This window comes from Kosakonia radicincitans DSM 16656 (assembly GCF_000280495.2).
GTDB classification, from domain to species: Bacteria; Pseudomonadota; Gammaproteobacteria; order Enterobacterales; family Enterobacteriaceae; genus Kosakonia; species Kosakonia radicincitans.
Map to the genome: position 1 here is coordinate 2,289,488 of NZ_CP018016.1, position 21,373 is coordinate 2,310,860.

Here is a 21,373-nt window from a genome sequence, read left to right on the forward strand (position 1 = left end):
GGGGCCACTGAAATCATATTCAGGTATTCAAACGCAGCCGCTTTATGGAAAACGGCGCCGTTTGAGTGCACATAACTCCAGCAGGAATATGCTATGCGATTCACGATTATTACCAGTAAACCCGGTCATCAGCCGCCGCAAAGCCGCTGCGACTTTTATCCGCCTGGCGGCACTATCGGCCGCGGCACTGATAACAACCTGGTGCTGCCGGATAACGACCGCTCCATCTCTCGCTTACAGGCGATTGTTCATATCGCTGGTAATGGCGAGTGTCGCATTACCAATCGCGGCAATGTGACCCGCGTAGTGCTGAATGATATTCCCCTGGAACGTGGCCGTCAGGTCGAATTGCAGGATGGCGATATTCTGGGCATTGATGAATACCGTATCGAAGTTACCGAGCTGATTCAGGATACGCAGCCGGTAAGCCGTATGGCGGAGGAGATGTATCCGAAGCACGTTCAGCCGCAAGTGGCCAAACCTGCGCCCGCGCCGACACCGAAAAGCGTAGCGGAAAACGCCCCGGCGTCAGTGCCAACGGAAATCTGGGACAGCCTGATGCAGGAGTTCTCCATCTCCGACAGCATCTCCAGCAACCGGGCGAAAACGCCGGAAGCGCAAAATCTGAACCCTTTTGCCGCGCCGAAAGAGCCGGAACGTAACCCGGAAGATCCGCTCTCGCTGTTGAATAACAACGAGCCGCTGGTGACGCCGAAAACGCTCGCTTCCGATCAGCTGTTTAACGATGAACAGCTCTTTAAAAATGACAGCATCTTTAACGACGTCACGCCATCCGCACTGGTGCCCCCGGTTGATCGGGCTGCGCAAAAACCTGCGCCGGAAGCGGATGAACTGGATCCGCTGGCGCTGTTTGGCGGCGGCAGCACGTCGGCGGCACGCAGCGACGATCCGCTTGGGCTGTTAAGCGGCGCAGTGCCGCTGGCGCATGCGGATGAGATTGTTCCGGCGAAACCCGCCGAGCCAATCATCACCGATCCGCACAGCGTGACGCCGCCGCAACAGCCGCAGCCGATCATCACCGAACTGCGCGCGGAAGATCTCAGCGGCACGCCGCTGTTCGTCGATGATGAGCCGGAACCGGTGTCGGAGCCGCAGGATTATGCGGGTATCACGCTGCCGACGCCGCAAGCGGTACAGCGCAGCGCGGCGCAAACGCCGAAAGGGCGTCTGCGTATCGATCCGCTCCAGAGCAACAACGAAGTGCGCAGCGCGCCAGCCGCTGGCAATGGCGACAGCAGCGATGTGCTGAAAGGCGAGCTGCTGGACGCGTTACTGGAAGGTATGGGGCTTGGCGATATGCAGCCGGTGCCGCAGTTCGATAAAGAGAACATGCGTCAGCTCGGCCAGATGCTGAGCATGTTTTCCCAGGGCACCGTTGCGCTGCTCTCCTCGCGCTCGATTCTGAAACGCGGCGTTAAAGCCGATATGACGATGGTGCTGGATGACGCCAACAACCCGTTCAAGCTGCTGCCGTCGGGCAAAACCGTGCTGATGCAGATGTTTGGTACGCGGATGCCTGGCTTTATGCCGCCGAAAAAATCGGTGCGCGATGCGTTGATCGACTTACAGGCGCACCAGTTAGGTATGATTTCCGGGATCCGCGCGATTATCGCCGCGATGTTGCAGTCGTTTAACCCGGAACAACTGGAAGATGACGCTAAACGCGACGGCGCCACCGCGCGTCTCGGCGTACTCTCGAACCGTAAAGCCGCTCTGTGGGACTACTTTGTGCGCACCTACGCGCAAACGGCGGGTGAAATTGACGATGACTTCCATACCCTGTTTGGCGAAGCGTTCCTCCACGCTTATGACATGGAGGTTAACCAGTACAAAGACTCACAAAGCGGATCGGAAGAATGAATATCAGCACGGCCTCCATATCCCGCCAGGGCGAACGTGCCAGTAATCAGGACCAGACCGGGGAGAACATCGGCGAGCGTGCCGCCTGCTTTGTGGTATGTGACGGCATCGCCGGGTTACCCGGCGGCGACGTAGCGGCCGCACTGGCGCGTAATACCATCATCAGCCGGTTTGATGGCGATGAGCACCTGAATGCCCAGTACATTCGTCAGTACGTCAACGATGCTAACCGCGCTATCCGCGAGGAGCAGAAAGCGGTACAGGATTATCACCGTATGGGCACGACCATGGTAAGCCTGTTTATCGACCGGGATTATCAGCTTGCCTACTGGGCACACGCGGGCGACAGCCGCCTGTATCTCTTTCGTCGCGGCTGGCTCTATCATGTCACCACCGATCACAGCCTGGTGCAGCAGATGAAAGATGCCGGGCATCAGACCGAAGGCATCAACGGCAACTTGCTCTACTTCGCGCTGGGTCTTGGCGAAGATGAACGCGAGCCAAGCTACAGCGATGTGGTGCCGATCGAAGATGGCGATGCCTTTTTGCTCTGTACCGATGGCTTCTGGCACGGTGTCAGTGAAGAGCAGATGCAACAGTCGCTGCATATGGTGAATACGCCGGACGAGTGGCTGACGTTGATGAATCAAATCCTGCTGAAAAACAGTGTCGGGGCGCAAACCCAGCAGGACAACTATAGCGCCGTAGCGGTGTGGATGGGCACACCTCAGGAGACGACGCTACTGCATACGCTCTCTGAAGCCGCCCAGTTTTTCCCTCTTCGTGATTGATACAGCTTACAAGGACTTTTATGAAACTTTGGCTACCGGGTTTGGCTCTGCTGGCGGTGTGTGGCAGCGTACAGGCAGAAAACTACCGCATCGTGCAGTCGCCTTCGCAAAAACTGGATGTCTGGATCGATAACATTGCGGATAACACGCCGAAAAGCTGGTGCAGCAAAACGTTGCCGCTGCGTATTGTTGCCAGCGGCGATAAAAAACCTGCCGTTCTGAACAACTTCTTACCGCGCCTTGGCGCGCTGCTGGAAAACCAGTGCGGTACGCTGACGCAGGTGCACTGGAAATTGACCGACCCGCAGGGCGCGACTCTGGCTGAAGGGACGGCCGATAAAGCGAAAGAGTGGGCACCGGTCGTCACCTCAACGGGCGCAACCGCGGCCGCTTCAACGTCCACCTCTGCCGCCCTGACGCCGCCAACCGAGCGTGCTGAAGATCTCTCCCCGGCCGCTAACCGTACGCCGTGGCAGGAATTTACCCTGCAGGACGGCTGCCATCTGCGCACCTTCTGGCAGGGCGATGCCAGCGCGCCAGCGCTGTTTATTCCGGCGAAAGAGGACGGCAAATGTGAAAAGGGCGGTTGGCTGAACGGGCGCAGCGAAGTGACGCAGATCAGCAACGGCAGCGAGAAAAAGATCACCATGACCTTTGTTCACGGTTTCCCGGTGAGCGGCCTGAGCGACAGCGTTGACGCCGATCGTCTGCTGATCACCACCGTTAACAACGAACGCATGGTCGTCAGCGAAGGCAGCCTGGCGCAAAGCTGGATGATCCTGCCCTACGTCAACAGCCTCAACGGCTGGCAGGCGAACGGCACGGTGGCGGTGGAAATCTCCCGCGATGTTGCCAGCGATGCCACCCGTTTGCAGGCGCGCCTTGATGAAGTGCGCAAAGCCTGGACGCCGTGGTTTGAACCGGGTACGCACCTTAATATTCTGCTGATCGATTCGTTGCACCCGCAGCTGCGCGATCCGGCGGTCGGGACTTACAAGACCCTGAACTAAGGAGCGGCGATGAACACCTTGTTGCAACAACTGGCAGGCGAATCCCTGCAGGAGAGCCTTGCCCGGCTGGAAAGCCGCATCCGTACCCAGCCAGGCGATGCCGATCTGCGTGCGGCTTTTGCCCAGTTTCTCTGCCTTGACGGTAACTGGCCGCGCGCGCTGGCGCAGCTGAAAAGCTGGCAGGCGCTGAAACCGCAGGCGCAACCGACGGTGACGCTGCTGGAGCAGGCGATCAACGGTGAACGCCAGCGTGCCGACGTGATGGCTGGTCGCGCCCGTCCGGTAACGCCAGATCGGCAGTGGCCGTGGCTGGCAGCGATGGTCAGCGCGCTGGACCCGGAATCCACCGAACCTGCCGCGCACCGTGAAGCCGCACTGGAGAACGCCGAGGCGAACCCCGGCCAGCTGACAACTCAGGATGGCGAAACGCACACTTTCGACTGGCTGATGGACGGTGATTGCCGCTTTGGTCCGGTCTGCGAAGCGATCGTCAATGGCCGCTATTTCTGGCTGCCGTTCAGCGCGATTGCCTCTATGCAGTTTCAGCCGCCGGCCAGCGTCACCGACCTGGTGTGGCGCCATACGCTGGTGCGTTTGCAGGATGGCAGCGAACAGGTGTGCCAGATCCCGGCGCGTTATCCGCTGGATAGCGAAGCCGAAGACCGCTTTAAACTCGCCCGCGTTACCGAGTGGCAGGCGTTACCGGGCGATGCGCCGCACTTCCTGGGCCACGGGCAAAAAGTCTGGCTCAACGACAGCGCCGAGTTCTCGCTGCTCGATCTGGTCACGCTGAGTTTCGATACGGCCGTTGCAGATGAGTAATTCCGCCCACGATGAAGAGAGCGATCTGCTGCGCAGCGGCTGGCGCTCGCGACGCGGCAAAGAGACCGTCGGCGCACGCGACAAAATGCAGCCGTCGCTACTCGATCGCCTTACCGATGACGCGCCGGACAAAGTTCAGGAGCCGCTGAACAGTAATCTGGTCTCCCATGCCACGCTGCGACGCCACGTACTGCGTGATCTGCAGTGGTTGTTCAACACCATCAACAACGAAGCGCAGCAGGATCTGAGCGGCTTTGACGAAGTGCGCCGCTCGGTCATCAATTTTGGCGTGTCGCCGCTGGCGGGCAAGCGGATGTCGGACATCGAATGGCAGGATATCCAGCGCAAGCTGACCAACGCGATTTTGCATTTTGAACCGCGCATTTTGCCGCAGGGCTTACAGGTTCGCTGCATTTCCGATACCCAGTCGCTGGATCTGCACAACGTGTTGTCGATTGAGATCAAAGGGCGTTTGTGGTGTGTGCCGTATCCGCTGGAGTTTCTGTTCCGCACGGATGTGGATCTGGAAAACGGGCATTTCGAGCTGAAAGACGCGGGGTAATCATGGACAGCAAATTACTGGAGTACTACAACCGCGAACTGGCCTGGCTGCGCGAAATGGGCCAGGAGTTTGCCGGGCGCTATCCGAAAGTGGCCGGACGCCTCGGTATGCGCGGCATGGACGTTGCCGATCCGTATGTCGAACGCCTGATGGAGGGCTTTGCCTTCCTGACCTCCCGCGTACAACTGAAAATGGACGCCGAATTTCCCCGCTTCTCCCAGCGTCTGCTGGAGATGGTGGCGCCCAACTATCTCGCGCCGACGCCGTCGATGGCGATTGCGGAGCTGACGCCGGACAGCGCGAAAGGGGATCTGAGCAATGGCTTTGTGGTGCCGCGCGGTACCATGATGGACAGCCAGGTGATGAAGAAGAATGGCGTTACCTGTAGCTATACCACCGCGCATGATGTCACGCTGTTACCGCTGAAAATCAGCCAGGTGGAACTGGGCGGCGTACCTGCCGATCTGCCGCTGGCGAAAGTTGGCCTGAGCCAGCGCGGGGCGCAAAGCGCGCTGCGTATTCGTGTGAGCTGCGATGGCCCGGTCAACCTCGGCCATCTCGATTTCGATCGCCTGGAACTGTTCCTCAGCGGCCCGGATATGCAGGCGCTGAAACTGCTGGAACTGCTGATGGGCCACCAGGTGGGCATTGTTTGCCAGTCCAATAGCGCCGGTGCGCCGTTGCAGGTGCTGGCCGATGACGCATTGCAGCAGGAAGGTTTTGCCGCCAGCCAGTCGTTGCTGCCGGACGATCTGCGCAACTTCGATGGCTACCGTCTGTTGCAGGAGTATTTCGCCTTCCCGCAACGCTTCCTGTTTATCAGCCTTCAGGGGCTGCGTTCAATGGTGGCGCAAAGCGGCGATGCCACCTCGTTCGATATCATCATTCTGCTGGATAAAGCCGATGGGCAACTGGAGCGGGTAGTGGATAAAAACCACCTTGCGCTGCACTGCACGCCGGTGATTAACCTGTTCCCGAAAGTGGCCGAAAGGCAAAAGTTGAGCGAAAACCAGCACGAATACCACCTGGTGGTGGATAACATTCGCCCGCTCGATTACGAAATCTACGCGGTGCGCAAAATCCACGCCAGCGTCGATGGTCAGCGCGATGAGCAGACGTTTCGCCCGTTCTGGAGTAGCTGGAGCCAGGATGAAGGCAACTACGGCGCTTACTTCTCCGTGCGCCGCGAGCAGCGTGCGTTATCGGAACATGCGCAGCGCTACGGTACCCGTACCGGTTATATCGGTTCCGAAGTGTTTGCTTCGCTGGTCGATGAGCAACATGCGCCGTGGCGCGAAGATTTACGCTATATCACCGCTGAAGTGCTGTGTACCAGCCGCGACTTACCGTTGATGTTGCAGCAGGATATGGGGCAGTTCGTGATGCCGGATTCGCTGCCGGTGAAATCCCTGCACCTGCGTAAAGGCCCGACGCCGCCGCGCCCGGCGCTGGCGGAGGGGCTAAGTACCTGGCGGTTGATCAGCCAGTTGCAGATGAACTATCTCAGCCTGATGGACGGTGATGATGGTGAAGGCGCGGCCGCGTTGCGCCAGCTTCTGGGCCTGTACACGCGACTGGCGGAAGCGCCGGTAGCGCGCCAGATCGACGGCGTGCGCCACTGCGTGCTGGAGCCGGTGCATCGTCGGGTGCCGGAGCCGGGGCCGATCGTCTTTGCTCGCGGTATTGGCATTACGCTGACGGTCGATGAGCAGGCGTTTTCCGGCTTCAGCCCGTGGCTGTTCGGCAGCGTGCTGGAGCGCGTTTTCGCCCGGCTGGTGGGTATGAACAGCTTTACCGAGTTCACCCTGAAAAGCCAGCAGCGCGGTGAAATCGGCTACTGGCCGCCGCGCATGGGCAAGAGGGCGCTGATATGAGCGAAGCCCTGACCAGCGCGCCGCAGATTGTCCGTGCCAGTTCGCTGCCGGAGACATTCTGGCAGAACGTGATGGCCACGCCGTGGCGCTACGATCTGTTCAGCCTGCTGCGGCGTATTGACGCCCGTGGCGGGGAACGTTACCCGCTCGGGCGCGCGCCGCTGCCGCGTTTTGAATCGGTGCGCATCGGGCAAAAACCGTCGCTGGGCTTTGCGCCGTCGACCCTTGCCGACGTGCGTAAGCGCGACGGTTCGCCGCTGTACGATATCTCCATTCTCAGCTTCGGGCTGTTCGGCCCGAACGGTCCGCTGCCGATCCATCTGACGGAATATGCCCGCGAACGCATCGATCACCACCAGGACGATAGCCTCAGCGCCTTTGCCGATCTGTTTCACCACCGGCTGTCGCTACTGTTTTATCGCGCATGGGCCGATGCGCAGCCGACGGTATCGCTCGACCGGGGCGACAACAAACGCTTTGAACAGTACATCGCCTCGCTAATCGGCATGGGCCTACCGGGGCAACTGGAAAAAGGCAGCCTCAGCCCGCATGCGCGTTTTGCGCTGGCCGGGCATCTGACGCGCAATGGACGCGATCCAGAAGGGCTGGAGAAGATCCTGCGCTGCTATTTCAATGTGCCGGTGTCCATTGTCGAAAACGTGCCGCAGTGGATGCCACTAAGCGAACGTGAACGTGCGCGTTTGCAGGGCGGTCGCCATGCGCCACGCCTTGGGCAGTCGGCCTTTTTGGGTAAAGCCGTGCGCGATGTGAGCCATAAGTTTCGCATCGAAATTGGCCCGCTGTCCGCCGATAGTTACCGGCGTTTCTTGCCCGGCGAAAAAGCCGTGACCGAGATGCGCGACTGGGTGCGCCAGTATCTTGGCATCGAATATGAGTGGGCGCTGCGCGTGATCCTGCGCCATGAAGATGTCGCTGGCGCCACGCTTGGCGGCACGGGTCGTCTTGGTTACAGCGCCTGGCTTGGCGCTCAGCCGCAGCCGCAGCCGCGCGGAGATTTGGTATTCAGCCCGGAAGGATAACCTTTCGTCTTATTCATCTGACGTGACAACTAACGGAATTTACAATGTCGGAAATTAGCCGCGCCGTCCTGTTCGGCAAACTCGATACGCTGTTATTTACCTCGCTGGAAAGCGCCACTGCGTTTTGCAAACTGCGTGGCAACCCCTACGTCGAGCTGGTTCACTGGCTGCACCAACTGATGCAACAGTCAGAGGGCGACCTGCAACAGGTGATCCGCCACTTTTCGCTGAATGAAGAGGCGCTGACGCGGGATATCGTCGCCGCGCTCGATAAACTGCCGCGCGGTGCAAGTTCAGTCTCCGATCTCTCGGAACATATCGATACCGCCGTTGAGCGGGCGTGGGTTTACGGTTCGCTGAAATTTGGCGTCACGCGCATTCGCGGCGGCCATCTGCTGGCGGGGATCCTGAAAACCTGGAGCCTGGCGACCGTGCTGAAAGGCATTTCGTCACAGTTTGAGCGGGTGAGTGCCGATGCGCTGCTCGACAACTTCGAGGCGATTTTCGCCAACAGTAAAGAGACGCAGCAGACGGCAACCGCCGTTGGCGATACCGCCGCCGCGCCGCAACAGCAGGGCACGCTGGCGCAATACGGACAGGATCTGACGGCCAGAGCGCGCGACGGCAAAATCGATCCGGTGGTGGGCCGCGACGAAGAGATCCGCCAGATGGTCGATATTTTGATGCGTCGCCGCCAGAACAACCCACTGTTAACCGGCGAAGCCGGGGTCGGAAAAACGGCGGTAGTGGAAGGGTTAGCGCTGCGCATTGCCGCAGGCGATGTGCCGGAACCGCTGGCGAACGTGCAACTGTGGTTGCTGGATATTGGCATGTTGCAGGCGGGCGCGGGCATGAAAGGCGAGTTCGAAGCGCGGCTGCAAGCGCTGATCAACGAAGTGCAATCCAGCCCGACGCCGATCATTCTGTTTATCGACGAAATTCACACCCTGATTGGCGCTGGCGGCCAGCAGGGCACTGGCGATGCCGCCAACCTGCTGAAACCGGCGCTGGCGCGCGGACAGTTGCGCACCATCGGCGCGACCACCTGGGCGGAATATAAGAAATACATTGAGAAAGATCCGGCATTAACCCGTCGCTTCCAGACCGTGCAGGTTGCCGAGCCGGATGAAGAGAAAGCGGTATTAATGCTGCGCAGCACGGTTTCCGCGCTGGAGAAGCACCATCGCGTGTTGCTGCTTGATGAAGCGGTTGTCGCCGCCGTGAAGCTCTCTCACCGCTACATTCCGGCGCGTCAATTGCCGGATAAAGCCGTGGCGCTGCTTGATACGGCCTGCGCTCGCGTCGCCGTCAGCCAGAGTGCGCCGCCGCCGCAACTGGAGGATTGCCTGCACCGCATTGCTGCGCTGGAGGTGGAGATTGAGATTGCCAACCGCGAAGCGAAAATGGCGGCTGGCGACAGCGGGCGGGTAGAGAAATTAACCGCCGCGCGTCAACAGCAGGAACAACTGCGCAATGAGCTGACGCAGCGTTGGCAGCAGGAGCAGGCGCTGGTTGATGCCATCATTGCGCTGCGCGCACAGTTGCATACCGCAGCGGAAGAGGAACTGACCGCTTTACGTGATTCGCTGGCGCAGCAGCAACAGGCGCTTAAAACATTGCAGGGCGACGCGCCGCTGCTGTTCACTTCGGTTGATGCCAACGTGGTAGCCGCGGTGGTCTCCGACTGGACCGGCATTCCGCTGGGACGGATGGTGAAAAATGAAATCGATGCGGTGCTGAAACTGGCGGATACGCTGAATGAACGCGTGATCGGCCAGCGCCACGGTCTGGAGTTGATCGCCAAACGCGTGCGCACCTCGCGCGCCCGCCTCGACGATCCGAACAAACCGGTCGGCGTGTTTATGCTCTGCGGTCCTTCCGGCGTAGGCAAAACCGAAACTGCGCTGGCGCTGGCGGAATCGCTGTATGGCGGCGAGCAGAACGTTATCACCATCAATATGAGCGAGTTCCAGGAAGCGCATACCGTCTCGACGCTGAAAGGCGCACCTCCGGGCTACGTCGGTTATGGCGAAGGCGGCGTGTTAACCGAAGCCGTGCGCCGTCGCCCTTACAGCGTGGTACTGCTGGATGAGATCGAAAAAGCGCATCCGGACGTGCATGAAATCTTCTTCCAGGTGTTTGATAAAGGCTGGATGGAAGATGGCGAAGGCCGCCATATCGATTTTCGCAATACCATCATCATTCTGACCTCGAATGTTGGCACCGAGTTGATTACCGGCATGTGCGCCGATCCGGAACTGATGCCGGAACCGGACGCGCTGCGTGATGCACTGCGTCCGCCGCTGCTGCAGGTTTTCCCGCCCGCGTTGCTTGGGCGATTGCTGGTGGTGCCTTATTTCCCGCTCAGCGACGAGATGCTGGCGCAGATTGTGCGTTTGCAGCTTAAGCGTATTCAGCGCCGTCTGGAGGAGAACCACGGTATTGTCTCGGAAATCGATGACAGCGTGGTCGGGCAGATTGTGGCACGCTGTACCGAAGTTGAATCAGGCGGCCGTATGGTGGACGCCATCCTTACGAACACTCTGCTGCCAATGATGAGCCAGCTATTACTCGACGCCAGTGCGCGGGACGAGCAATATAAGCGCTTACGTGTCACGCTCGAGCAGGGTGAGTTTCACTGTCAGTTTGCGGCGTAAAGCCATTATCAAGAGAGTTTTCCACTATGACGGATCACGATAACAACCGGAGTGTACCGAATGCACTGCCGCCAGGATATCGCTTCAACGAGTTCGAAATTAAAGAAGTGATTGGCGGTGGTGGTTTTGGCATCGTCTATCGCGCCTGGGATCATCAGCTTGAACGTACCATCGCGATTAAAGAGTTTATGCCCTCTTCACTGGCTGTACGCAACGACGACATGACGCTGGTGCTGCGCAGCGAGCGTTTTAGCAAAGCTTTTACCGCCGGGCTTAACAGTTTTATCCAGGAAGCACGTCTGCTGGCACGTTTTAACCACCCGAACCTGCTGCACGTGCTGCGTTTTTGGGTGCAGAACGATACCGCTTATATGGGCACGGTGTTCTACAGCGGCACCACGCTTTCCCGCCTGCGCGAGAAAAACCCAACGCTGATTAACGAAGCCTGGATCCGCCGCATGCTGCCGATGCTGCTGGGTGCCATCAAAACCATCCATGACGAAGGGTATCTGCATCGCGATATCTCGCTGGATAACATTCAGATCCAGGATAACGGTTTGCCGGTGCTGCTCGATTTCGGCTCCGCGCGTCGCAGTATTGGTTCTGTTTCGGACGAAACGGAAACCATGCTGCGTCCGGGCTATGCGCCGATCGAACAATACACCGACGACAACGAAAGCGAGCAGGGGCCGTGGACTGATATTTATGCCCTTGGTGCGGTGCTGCATACGCTGATTATCGGCTCGCCGCCGCCGGTCAGCGTGGTGCGCAGCATTCAGGACACCTATATGCCGCTGGTACAGCGCAACCTGCCGGGGTACACCCCTTCGCTGTTGCAGGCGGTGGATCGCGCGCTGGCGTTGAAGATGGAAGATCGTCCGCAGACTGTGGATGAATTCGCTGCGCTGATTGAGATGCCGGTTGCCGGGCTTGGCGATGTGATGAGCGTTAAACAGCCGGGCACCATGCTGGTACCGGTTGAAGAGGCAGACGAAAAACCGGCGGCACCGGGCTGGCAACGCTACAAATTGCCAGGCCTGGTGGCGGCAGGTGTGATTGTCGGGATAATCGCCGGGGCAATGTTGTTTGGCGGCAGTTCAGCGCCGGAAGACGCGGCGCAGACCGCCAGCGTGACGCCGGAAGAACAACCCGCACAGCCGGTACAGCAGCCTGCGCGGGAAGCACCTGCTGTGCAGACGCCGCCAGCGCAGACCGCAGCGCAAAGCGCCGAGCCGGTGGTCAGCCAGACGCCTGTCGCGCAACTTTTTGTGCGCATGAAAGAGGGCGAAAAACTGAGCCTTAATGGCGAAGCGCAGTCGGTTTCTCCGGCGACCAATGGTTTTGCCTCACTGAAACTGCAACCCGGTCGTTACGAAGTGCTCCTGCAGGGGAATGGTCAGAGCCGCAGTCAGACCATTACTATTGCTAAACCGGGTACCTGGTTAATTAATCCACAACCTTAACCAACACTATTTCGCCGGGTAATATTGTGCCCGGCAAAACGCGGGGAGAATTATCTCCCCCACATCTCTCTCGCATTACAAATAATGTGATGTCGTCCTGTTTCGATCGTTACGGTTGTATTGCCCGACATATTAAAAAAGACAGAGCCATGAATTTATTAACACACAGCAACAACGGTGACAGTGAATTTACGTTTGTCGTGTCTCGATCCAGTGCTCAACCCGATGATAAAGTTCATACCGTCGCCGCAAAAAAAGCACGTGAGCTGGAAATAACCCTCACAGATTTTCATCTTGAATCTTCACAAATGCTGGAAGTGGACGGTTATCCCGCCGTCGAACTTTTTTATCAATTCAAAAATGATAACCGCGTTATTTATCAGCGTCAGACGCTAATTTTACTGGATGATGCGGTTTCCGGGAAAAAGATGGTCAGCTATGTAGGCACCTGTCCAGGTGAATTCAGTGAATATCATCAAAAACAATACCAGGAAATTATCCAGAGCATTAAATTTCATCGCGCAAAATAAAACATATCAGTGATGCAGTTATTATCGCTGAGATAAACTTAATTACGGATGCAACGTTATGGTGAACAGAATATCGGTCAGGCTGCCCGTGGAGGGGCTGCTTTTCTGGAAACTCTCCGGGCGCGAGGCGCTGTCGGAGCCGTTTACGCTGGCGCTGACGGTCCTGGGGACGGATGCGCGTATCGACCGCAGTAAATTGCTGGGCCAGCCGGTGACGGTGACGGTCCCGACGCAGACGGGCACGCGTTACTTCAACGGGAAAGTGACCCGCGTGGCGGTGAGCGCGACGGAGCTGTCGGGCACGCGCTATGCGGTGTACCAGCTTACCGTCGAGCCGGATGTGTGGCCGATGAAGCGCGACCGCAACCTGCGCATCTTCCAGGGGCAGACGGTCCCGCAGATTGTCAAAACCCTGCTCGGTGAATACCAGGTCAGTCTGGAAGACCGGCTGACCGGCAGTTACCGCGTCTGGGATTACTGCGTGCAGTACCAGGAGAGCAGCTTCGACTTCATCAGCCGGCTGATGGAGCTGGAGGGGATTGCCTACCACTTCAGGCATGAGGCCGACAGACACACGCTGGTGCTGACCGACGACGCCTCCGGATTCAAACCCTTCCCCGGCTACGAAACCATTCCGTATCACCAGACGCCGTCCGGCGGCAGTACGGATGAAGAGGGCATCAGCCAGTGGGCGCTGGAAGACAGCGTCACGCCGGGCATCTACAGCCTCGACGACTATGATTTCCGCAAGCCGAATGCGTGGCTGTTCCAGGCGCGGCAGAACCCTTCATCGCCGCAGCCGGGGAGCATTGACGTGTATGACTGGCCGGGGCGTTTTGTCGAGCACGGCCACGGCGAGTTTTACGCGCGTATCCGCCAGGAGTGCTGGCAGGTGGAGCACCAGCAGATACAGGGCACGGCCACGGCAGTGGGCGTGGCACCGGGCAGCACCTTCACGCTGTATAACGCGCCGTTTTTCAGCGATAACGGCGACTACCTGACCACCGCCGCGACCTACTTTTTTGAAGAGAACCGCTACGCCAGCGGCAGCGACGGGGAAACGGAGCACCGCACCGACTTTACGGTCATTCCGTCGTCGGTGGTGTACCGGCCGGCGGCGGTGACGGCGTGGCCGCGCACCTACGGCCCGCAGACGGCGAAAGTGGTCGGCCCGCAGGGGGAGAGCATCTGGACGGACAAATATGGCCGGGTGAAGGTGAAGTTCCACTGGGACCGTCTGGCGAAGGGGGATGACACCAGTTCCTGCTGGGTGCGGGTCTCCAGCGCCTGGGCGGGCCAGGGCTTTGGCGGGGTACAAATCCCGCGCGTCGGCGACGAAGTGGTGATCGACTTCATCAACGGCGATCCGGACCGGCCAATCATCACCGGTCGCGTCTACAACGAGGCCAGCATGCCGCCGTGGGCGCTGCCGGATGACTCGACCCGCATGGGATTTATGACCCGCAGTAAAGATGGCAATAAAGATAACGCCAGCTACTTGTTCTTTGAGGATCGTCCAGGCAGCGAATCCGTTGAACTCCATTCTGAAAAAGACATGAAAGTGTCAGTCGAGAATGATAAGACGGTGAATGTCGATGGCAACCGCACCACTACGATCCTGAAAGAGCAGAAAGATGATGTCACCGGTGACGGCACGTTCTACTACCGCGCAAAACGCACCACCACGGTGGACGATGCAGAAACCACAACGTTCAATAATGGCCAGACAGAAACCATCAAGAATGGCCGCACGCTGGATATCACCAGCGGTGGTGATACCGTAACAATAAAAGGTGGACGCACGACCAATATTGAAGGAACTGAGTTGCACCATGTCACCGACAAGCTAACAGAAAAATATGATAGCGGTCAGGAGACAACCATTGCTGCGGGGGGAAGGAAAGAGACCATTGATGGTGGTGTGACGATTGACGTAAATAGCGGTAACTGGACACAAAATGTGAATGCGGGAACCATTACAATTAGTAGCCCTAATTTAATCAAAATCAGTAGTAAACAACAGATAGTTATGGAAGCTCCTGAGGCTGTTTTCAAACCGAAACTCCATACCCTTTCAGTTACAGGATTTAGTGAAAGCTTTGTTGGAACTTCGGTATCAGGCACTATTGCATCACTTGCTGCCGTAGGCGTCACAAATTCTATTAATGGATTGTCAAATTCTTTCAAACTCAAGGAGTTCTCTAAGACTGTATTCAAAAAGGAATCAAATGGTGCCGTGATAAACTTTGAAATAACTAACATAAGCAACAGAACAGTTAATATTACTAATAATTCATTATTTATAATTACCTAAGATTGAGGTTAGTTAATGGCTCTTGAAGATTATTCGAAATACTTTATGTATGGCGGAATTGTTTTGTTAGTCGCTGCAACTGCATTTTTTTATTATCTGGAGAAACAAGATAAGACTGATGTGGTAGGGATTAAAACTTATTTATCAAAGGATCGCTGGCAAGGGGAAGTAGTGAGTTCGAAGATAGAATCCTGGCAACAACTGAATGCCAGATATGGTAATGATTATTTTTATGACATTACTTTTTATCTGCCGGGTGATCCAAACATAAATACATCGAAAGCACTTGTGGCTCCTGGGCAGATGCACCTAATAAAAAAAGGGCTCAACATACAAGTAAAAGTAGGCAAGAAGGGAAAGATGGCAATTATAGGAATAGATTTCAATGACTAATGCTAAATAAAAGGTGGTTATGCATAGATATTAATCTTAAAATAGACATTGTCTCAATATATAATGCAGATCAATTAAGAGGCAGGTAACACTAGTTCTCCATATATACCGAGGTGTTAATTACCAAAGTCGCGCCTGATATACTTGCGCAAAATGGCATTTTCAATGTCACGCATTTAAGAATTAATAGGGTAGGCATTGTTTTTGATTTTCCTTCTGTGGAATATGTGTTTAAAGAAGAGGAAAGATCCTGAGGTGATGTTTATGGCACGAGATTATCATTCGAAACCTTCGTAACTTACCTGCGGTGTTAACGATTCCCCCATGAAGACGAGAGATAATATATGCTTGAGTTAATTATTGCCCTCCTGGTTTTTTTCCCCTTTTCATTGCATATGCTTTTTATGTGGCGAAACAGAGAGATAAACTGTTACAAGAAGGGGGTCCTGTAATGGCAAAAATTGTTAATATCAGGCCAATAAATACAGACGAATCTGGAAATACAACGGTTGTTTACGTATTGGATATAGAAGGGCATCTCTTGAAAGGCTGTGAAAAAATTGACACTTTTTACGTACCTCAACTTCAACCGGGGAAAAATATTAAAATAATATACAAAGATGATAAGAATTATATGTTCGTTTTTGATAAGTGATGTTAGTGGATGTAAGTGAGTTATTTCTACTTACTATCCAGGTTAACCAGAACTCTGGAAGACAATAAAATGTTTGAATGAGTATCGAAATGGATGCTGTTTTTATCATATTAATGGTCGTTATTACCCTTGTCTTTGGTGTCTTTCCCATTGGGAGATTTCTTTACACCACGCTTTATCCTTATCTCAAAGACGGTTTTTCGCAGGATGCCGTATTAAAAAATGGGATTGCTGTTAACGCTGATATTATTTATACCGAGCAAACAAGCAGTTGGGACGGTAATAAACCGGTGTATAAATTAACACTCAGATTTAAGACGGCAGAACACCAGGTGGTTGAAGCGACAACAATGAAGGCCTTGACCTTTAAAGAAATTGAGCAGTTTAAAGAAGGCAATGGCACAACAATAAAATATGACCCGAAGGATCCGAAGAAAATCGCTATTTACGACAAGCCGCTAGTACTTGGTCAATAAACGAAGATGCCAGTATGGATTGAGAGCCGGTTAATAGTGACTCAATTCACTCTGGCATTTTTACTGTATAGCACCGCCAGCAGTTTGCATGAGCCGCCGCCGACGCACATTAATTAAGAGACAGGCAACACTGCAAGCCCCCATTCAGACACAATCTTCCAGACGTACTAAATAAAAAAATTTACCACTCCAACACCATACTTAATCTTCCAAAGGATGTTTTATGAAGATTATTAAACCGCTACGACTGAGCGTATTAAATCGGCCATTTCGTTTGCAGGGACAAAATCACCTGGGTGTTTCTGTTATGGCGCTCGCCGATATGAGTGCCTCGCCGCAAGTGCGGCCCGAAGTTGAACTGTGGCAACTGGCCGCCAGCGAGTTACAAACCAGCGGCGGAGTAGTGGATATGGCCATTCCGAAAGCACGTGCGGAATTCCTCGCCACGGGATACGCCTACACGCAGCATCATCAGGACAAAACGACCTGCGCGGTACGCATCGAAGTCGATAAACTGGTTAAAACACTGGCTGTTACCGGCGATCGCTACTGGGCGGGTTCGCGGCCGACAGAGCCACAGCCGTTTGAACAGATGCGCCTCGACTGGAGCCGGGCTTTTGGCGGCGCAGGGTATGACGAAAATCCGCACGGCGTTGGGGCCGTGACGGAGACGCACAACGGCACGCAGTATCGCCGCCTGCCCAACATTGAAGCGTTGCATCAGCGCATGGTTTCACCCCGTGAAAAGCCTGAACCAGCAAGCTTTGGCCCGCTGGATTTGCTGTGGCCGCGCCGTTTTCGCCGGATGGGTAAAAACTATGATGCTCGCTGGCTGCAGCATGATTTCCCCGGTTTTGCTCCCGATATCGACTGGCGCGTATTTAACGCCGCCAGCCCCGATCAGTGGTGGGAAGATCGCGATTCGCTGCCGCCGCAGGCCACCTGGCGCATCTGGAATATGCATCCGCAAAAACCTGTGCAGGAAGGCACATTACCGCCCTGGCAGGCGCGCTGCTTTATCCAGCGTCAGCGGGGTGATGAGATCCTGTTTGAAGAGATTGCCCTGCGCGCTACCACCGTATGGTTTTTCCCGCATCTGGAGCAGATGGTGCTCATCTGGCAGGGCAATCAGCGAATAAATGAAGACGATGCCGCTGACGTGCTGCATCTGATGCCCGCGCTGGAGAAAAACGGCGCAACACGCTCTGTTAACCACTACCGCAAAGTGCTCAATCAGCGCCTCGACAAAGAAAAAGGTGCGCTGTTTGCCTTTCGCGAGAAAGATCTGCTGCCAGAAGAGGTCATCTGTGCCTGGATCGATAACGACGTGCAGGAAAATCACAGCCCGATGCGTGAAAACCAGAATGCTCGTGCGCTGCAGTTGCGCGAGCAGCACCGTGCGAGGATGGAAGCGCAGGGCAGTGATGTCAGTGACATCCTGAAAGAGAGTGACGAGCCTGCGCTGCCAAAGCTTGATGAACTGCCTGAGTTTATTGAAGAGATGGAGCGAAAAGCTGCCAACATGCAGCAGCAGGCCGAAGCGCGTAAAGCTGAGATGGAAGCACGCTACGCGGATGCCGCAGGCGGCAATAACGCCGTTCGCGGGCCGGAATCAATGCACCGAATGCAGGAGTTGCTGGCGCGTAACGCCTCCCAACTGAGTGAGAAGAAGCTGGCCGAAAGCCGGGAAGCGCTGCACCAGATGTATCTGATGTCCGCAGCCCAGCAACCGCCAGCCATCAAACTGACGGGCGACATTGCGATGATTATCCGCCAGCGTGCGGAACGCACCATGGCGCAGGGTGGCGATTTCAGCGGACTCGATCTGACCGGGGCGGATTTTTCCGGAATGGATCTCCGTGGCGCAAACTTTCATAAGGCGTTGCTCGAGTGCGCCAATCTCAGCGGTTGCCAGCTTGAGGGCGCGAACCTGACTCAGGCGATGCTGGCGCGTGCTGATTTGCAAAACGCATCGCTGCGCGGATGCCAACTGGATCATGCCTGCCTCGCGCTGGCGCAGTGCAAGCAGACGGATTTTCACGGGGCGCAATTTACGGAGACGGAAATGAGCGGCGCCCTGTTCGAGGCCTGTGATTTCAGCCATGCCCGCATCAGCAATGTGCTGCTGCGAGAGACGGGATTCAGCCAGTGCCTGTTTCAGCATGCAATGCTGGATAACTGTGTCTTTATGGAACTGGTGCTGCCGCAACCTGACTTTAGCCACGCGGCGATGACAAAAACCAGCTTTATCAAATGCGAACTTCTCAGCGCGACATTCGCTCATGCCCAGCTTGATAGCTGCTCCTGGGTGGAGAGCCAGCTTGAACACGCTCACTTTGCCCATGCCTCGCTGATTACCTGCGCCGTCGCATCGGGCGGCTCGCTGGCGGGGGCGGATTTCAGTGGCGCGCATCTGAAACAGAGTAACTTCCGTCAGGCGCTACTGACGCGGGCGCATTTTCGGCGGGCAACGCTGGATAACAGCGATTTCAGCGAAGCACAGTGTGAAAATGCCGACTTCAGCGGTGCGACGCTCACTGGCAGCCTGTTTATGCGCACCGATTTTCGCCAGGCGCGCTTTAACGAGGCCAATCTGATGGGGGCCATGCTGCAAAAGAGCCGCCTTGAAGGTGCCGATCTCAGCTATGCGAATCTGTTTCGTGCTGATTTATCGCAATCCATTACCAGTAAAGCAACACACTTTCACGGCGCTTATACCAAACGGGTAAAAACGCTGCCGAAGCGTGATGGAGAGGTGATATGAGCACATTAACTGCGGCGCAATTACAGCAGAAAGTGAAGGGCGGCGAAGCCATTATCGAACTTAGCCTCAATGGTATAGACCTGCGGGGATGCGATCTCTCTGGCGGTATCTTTCAGGAGGTTTCGCTACAGGGTGCGAATCTGCAAGGCGCGAACCTGAAGGAGAGCATCTTTACCGAATGTGAATTTCGCGGTGCGAACATAGCCGGGGCAAAACTGGATGAAACCATCTTTAACCAGTGTGCAATGCCGGGTATTAACGCCAGCGGTACGACCTTAACGCACTGTGTGTTTAATGAGTGCAATCTTGTTAACAGCGATTTTTCCAGCTCGACCAGTGACGCCAGTCAATTTATGCGCTGTTCCCTGATCAACAGCCTGCTCACCGGCTCGGCGCTGGAACGCTCCACTTTTTATGAAAGCCCGCTTGATGGCGCAGCTCTGGCCAATTGCCGCAATCTGATGACGACCTGGTTTTCTATCGATCTGCGTGAGACAGATATGCAGGGGAGCCAGTTTGAGCGGTCGGTCTTTTTTAACTGCGACCAGCGCGGGAAACGCTATGTGCAGCAGCAGTTTATCGGCTGCCAGTTTACCGATAACCAACTGGATGGCGTGGATTTTACCGGCGCGCAGCTTACGCAATGTAACTTTAAAGGCGCATCGCTAAAGCAGGCGCAACTGTGCAGTGTCAACGCGACTCAGGCGCTGTTTATGGAAGCTGACCTGAGCGGTGCGAACGCCCAAAGCAGCGTGTTTGATCAGGCTATTTTTGTCGGTGCGACACTCAATCAGGCAAGTTTTAAACAGAGCCGCTTTTTCCAGAGCATCCTGCAACAGATTGCAGCACGGCGAACGGAATTTACCTTGTGCGATTTTACCTACGCTGATTTTTCTTTTGCCGATGTGCGTGAAGCCGATTTTCGCGGCGCCGCGTTCTCCCGCACGCGCTTCCATCGCTCCCGGCAGGACAATGCGCGCTTTGCCGATCGCAAAGGCATCCTCGAATACGACGAAGAGTTACTGGCGGCGGAAGCCTGGAGCGCCGAACGCCACAGCAAAATCTACGGAGATCTCCTATGAACAATATCAACCATCAACTGCTTACGGCGGCGATCCCGGCCGGGCAATTCGCAGCGCTTGTGACCCACTGCTTCGATGACGGCAGCCTGATGGTCGAAAGTGAAGGGCGCGGCTGGCACTGCCGTCGGGCAGTTAGCTGCGTCATTGCGCCGCAGGCGGGCGATACCGTACTGATTAGCGCGGTCGAAAACCAGATGTGGTTGCTTGCTGTACTGGAGCGGCTCAACCCGAATAGTGCTGAACTTAGCGTGCCGGGCGATTTGCATATCACAAGCCAGGGCGCGTTAAGTCTGAGCAGCGAAGCCTTGAATATCAATGCGCTACAAAGCGATTGCCATATCAGCGAGATGAACTACAGCGGCGAAAAAATCTCGGCCTGGGTATCGCTGTCGCGCATTGTGGGGAAACGCGCGGAGTCGGTCTGGCAGACCGTCACGCAGCTCAGCCAGCAGCTTTTTCGCCACACGCGCCAGACCGAGCATGTCCGCGCCGGGCAACTCGATATGAAAGCGGAAGATTATCTGCGCCTGCATGCGCAAAATACCGTGATCACCTCGAAAGCGATCACCAAAGTCGATTCTGAACAGATCCATATGGGGTAAGGAGGGAATATGTTTGCCAATTGCCAGTTGATGGGGGTCGATCTTGCGTTCCCGGATGTTTGCCTGACCCCGATGCCTGCGCCCACACCGATTCCTTATCCGGATATTGCGCTGGGGCCGACCGCTATTCCGAACGCCCTTAACATTCTGTTTATGGGAATGCCCGCGCACAATATGGCGACGGTAACGCCGCTGACGAATGGCGATAATCCCGGTGTGGCAACCGGCGTTGCGTCCGGCACGGTAATGGGGCCATCGCGCCATCTGACCGGCGCATTCACCGTGCTGCTTAAAGGCACGCCAGCGACACGCTTAACCAGCGTGAGTCTGCAAAACTCGACCAATGCCATTGGTATGCGCATTGTTCCCAGCCAGTTCAAAGTGCTGATGTTGGCTCCGTAACGCACATCGCACGACACGCACTATTTCCAACTTAAAAAACGAACGCACAGCAAGT

Annotated in this window: 18 protein-coding genes; all 18 read left to right on the plus strand. The window is 56.0% G+C overall.

Features of this window, described 5'->3' with window-relative positions; translation table 11 throughout:
• Positions 1-93: 93 nt before the first annotated feature.
• The 18 genes from tagH (at position 94) to Y71_RS11300 (ending at position 21,318) form a co-directional block, all read left to right on the plus strand.
• Positions 94-1,881, plus strand: coding sequence for a type VI secretion system-associated FHA domain protein TagH (tagH, locus tag Y71_RS11215; RefSeq protein WP_007371683.1), 1,788 nt, complete (start codon positions 94-96; stop codon positions 1,879-1,881).
• Positions 1,878-2,672: a PP2C family protein-serine/threonine phosphatase gene (locus Y71_RS11220; protein WP_007371684.1), complete on the plus strand. Its 795-nt coding sequence runs from the start codon at positions 1,878-1,880 to the stop codon at positions 2,670-2,672. The genes tagH and Y71_RS11220 overlap by 4 nt, the downstream gene beginning before the upstream one ends.
• A gap of 20 nt (positions 2,673-2,692) precedes the next feature.
• Positions 2,693-3,682, plus strand: a complete 990-nt coding sequence (locus tag Y71_RS11225; RefSeq protein WP_007371685.1) for a hypothetical protein — start codon at positions 2,693-2,695, stop codon at positions 3,680-3,682.
• A gap of 9 nt (positions 3,683-3,691) precedes the next feature.
• On the plus strand, positions 3,692-4,504 hold the full coding sequence (locus Y71_RS11230) for a type VI secretion system accessory protein TagJ (RefSeq protein WP_007371686.1): 813 nt from the start codon (positions 3,692-3,694) through the stop codon (positions 4,502-4,504).
• Positions 4,497-5,066, plus strand: coding sequence for a type VI secretion system baseplate subunit TssE (gene tssE, locus Y71_RS11235; RefSeq protein WP_007371687.1), 570 nt, complete (start codon positions 4,497-4,499; stop codon positions 5,064-5,066). Before Y71_RS11230 ends, tssE begins: the two co-directional genes overlap by 8 nt.
• Before the next feature lie 2 nt (positions 5,067-5,068).
• Positions 5,069-6,940, plus strand: coding sequence for a type VI secretion system baseplate subunit TssF (gene tssF, locus Y71_RS11240; RefSeq protein WP_007371688.1), 1,872 nt, complete (start codon positions 5,069-5,071; stop codon positions 6,938-6,940).
• Complete coding sequence (tssG, locus tag Y71_RS11245; protein ID WP_007371689.1) at positions 6,937-7,980, plus strand: type VI secretion system baseplate subunit TssG; 1,044 nt, start codon at positions 6,937-6,939, stop codon at positions 7,978-7,980. The genes tssF and tssG overlap by 4 nt, the downstream gene beginning before the upstream one ends.
• 44 nt (positions 7,981-8,024) lie before the next feature.
• Positions 8,025-10,637: a type VI secretion system ATPase TssH gene (gene tssH / locus Y71_RS11250; RefSeq protein WP_007371690.1), complete on the plus strand. Its 2,613-nt coding sequence runs from the start codon at positions 8,025-8,027 to the stop codon at positions 10,635-10,637.
• Between the two features lie 26 nt (positions 10,638-10,663).
• A complete protein-coding gene (locus Y71_RS11255; protein WP_007371691.1) occupies positions 10,664-12,100 on the plus strand; it encodes a serine/threonine protein kinase in 1,437 nt (478 codons plus the stop codon).
• Between the two features lie 149 nt (positions 12,101-12,249).
• On the plus strand, positions 12,250-12,630 hold the full coding sequence (locus tag Y71_RS11260) for a DcrB-related protein (RefSeq protein ID WP_035887397.1): 381 nt from the start codon (positions 12,250-12,252) through the stop codon (positions 12,628-12,630).
• A 58-nt stretch (positions 12,631-12,688) separates the two neighbouring features.
• Positions 12,689-14,944 carry a type VI secretion system Vgr family protein gene (locus Y71_RS11265; RefSeq protein ID WP_081120738.1) on the plus strand — a complete coding sequence of 752 codons (2,256 nt, stop codon included), beginning with the start codon at positions 12,689-12,691 and terminating at the stop codon, positions 14,942-14,944.
• 15 nt (positions 14,945-14,959) lie between these two features.
• Entirely contained in the window at positions 14,960-15,337 is a 378-nt protein-coding gene (locus tag Y71_RS11270; protein ID WP_007371695.1) for a hypothetical protein, read from the plus strand.
• 451 nt (positions 15,338-15,788) lie between these two features.
• Entirely contained in the window at positions 15,789-15,992 is a 204-nt protein-coding gene (locus Y71_RS11275; protein ID WP_050998894.1) for a hypothetical protein, read from the plus strand.
• 77 nt (positions 15,993-16,069) lie between these two features.
• Positions 16,070-16,468 (plus strand): DUF3592 domain-containing protein, encoded by a 399-nt coding sequence (locus Y71_RS11280; protein ID WP_236946457.1) that lies wholly within the window; start codon positions 16,070-16,072, stop codon positions 16,466-16,468.
• 223 nt (positions 16,469-16,691) lie between these two features.
• Positions 16,692-19,232: a DUF2169 domain-containing protein gene (locus Y71_RS11285; protein ID WP_081120739.1), complete on the plus strand. Its 2,541-nt coding sequence runs from the start codon at positions 16,692-16,694 to the stop codon at positions 19,230-19,232.
• Complete coding sequence (locus Y71_RS11290) at positions 19,229-20,314, plus strand: pentapeptide repeat-containing protein (RefSeq protein ID WP_081120741.1); 1,086 nt, start codon at positions 19,229-19,231, stop codon at positions 20,312-20,314. Before Y71_RS11285 ends, Y71_RS11290 begins: the two co-directional genes overlap by 4 nt.
• The gene (locus Y71_RS11295) at positions 20,311-20,916 is read left to right on the plus strand and encodes a DUF3540 domain-containing protein (protein ID WP_007371700.1); all 606 of its coding nucleotides are present in this window, start codon (positions 20,311-20,313) and stop codon (positions 20,914-20,916) included. Before Y71_RS11290 ends, Y71_RS11295 begins: the two co-directional genes overlap by 4 nt.
• A 9-nt stretch (positions 20,917-20,925) precedes the next feature.
• Positions 20,926-21,318 carry a DUF4150 domain-containing protein gene (locus Y71_RS11300; protein WP_007371701.1) on the plus strand — a complete coding sequence of 131 codons (393 nt, stop codon included), beginning with the start codon at positions 20,926-20,928 and terminating at the stop codon, positions 21,316-21,318.
• The last annotated feature ends 55 nt before the right edge of the window (positions 21,319-21,373 follow it).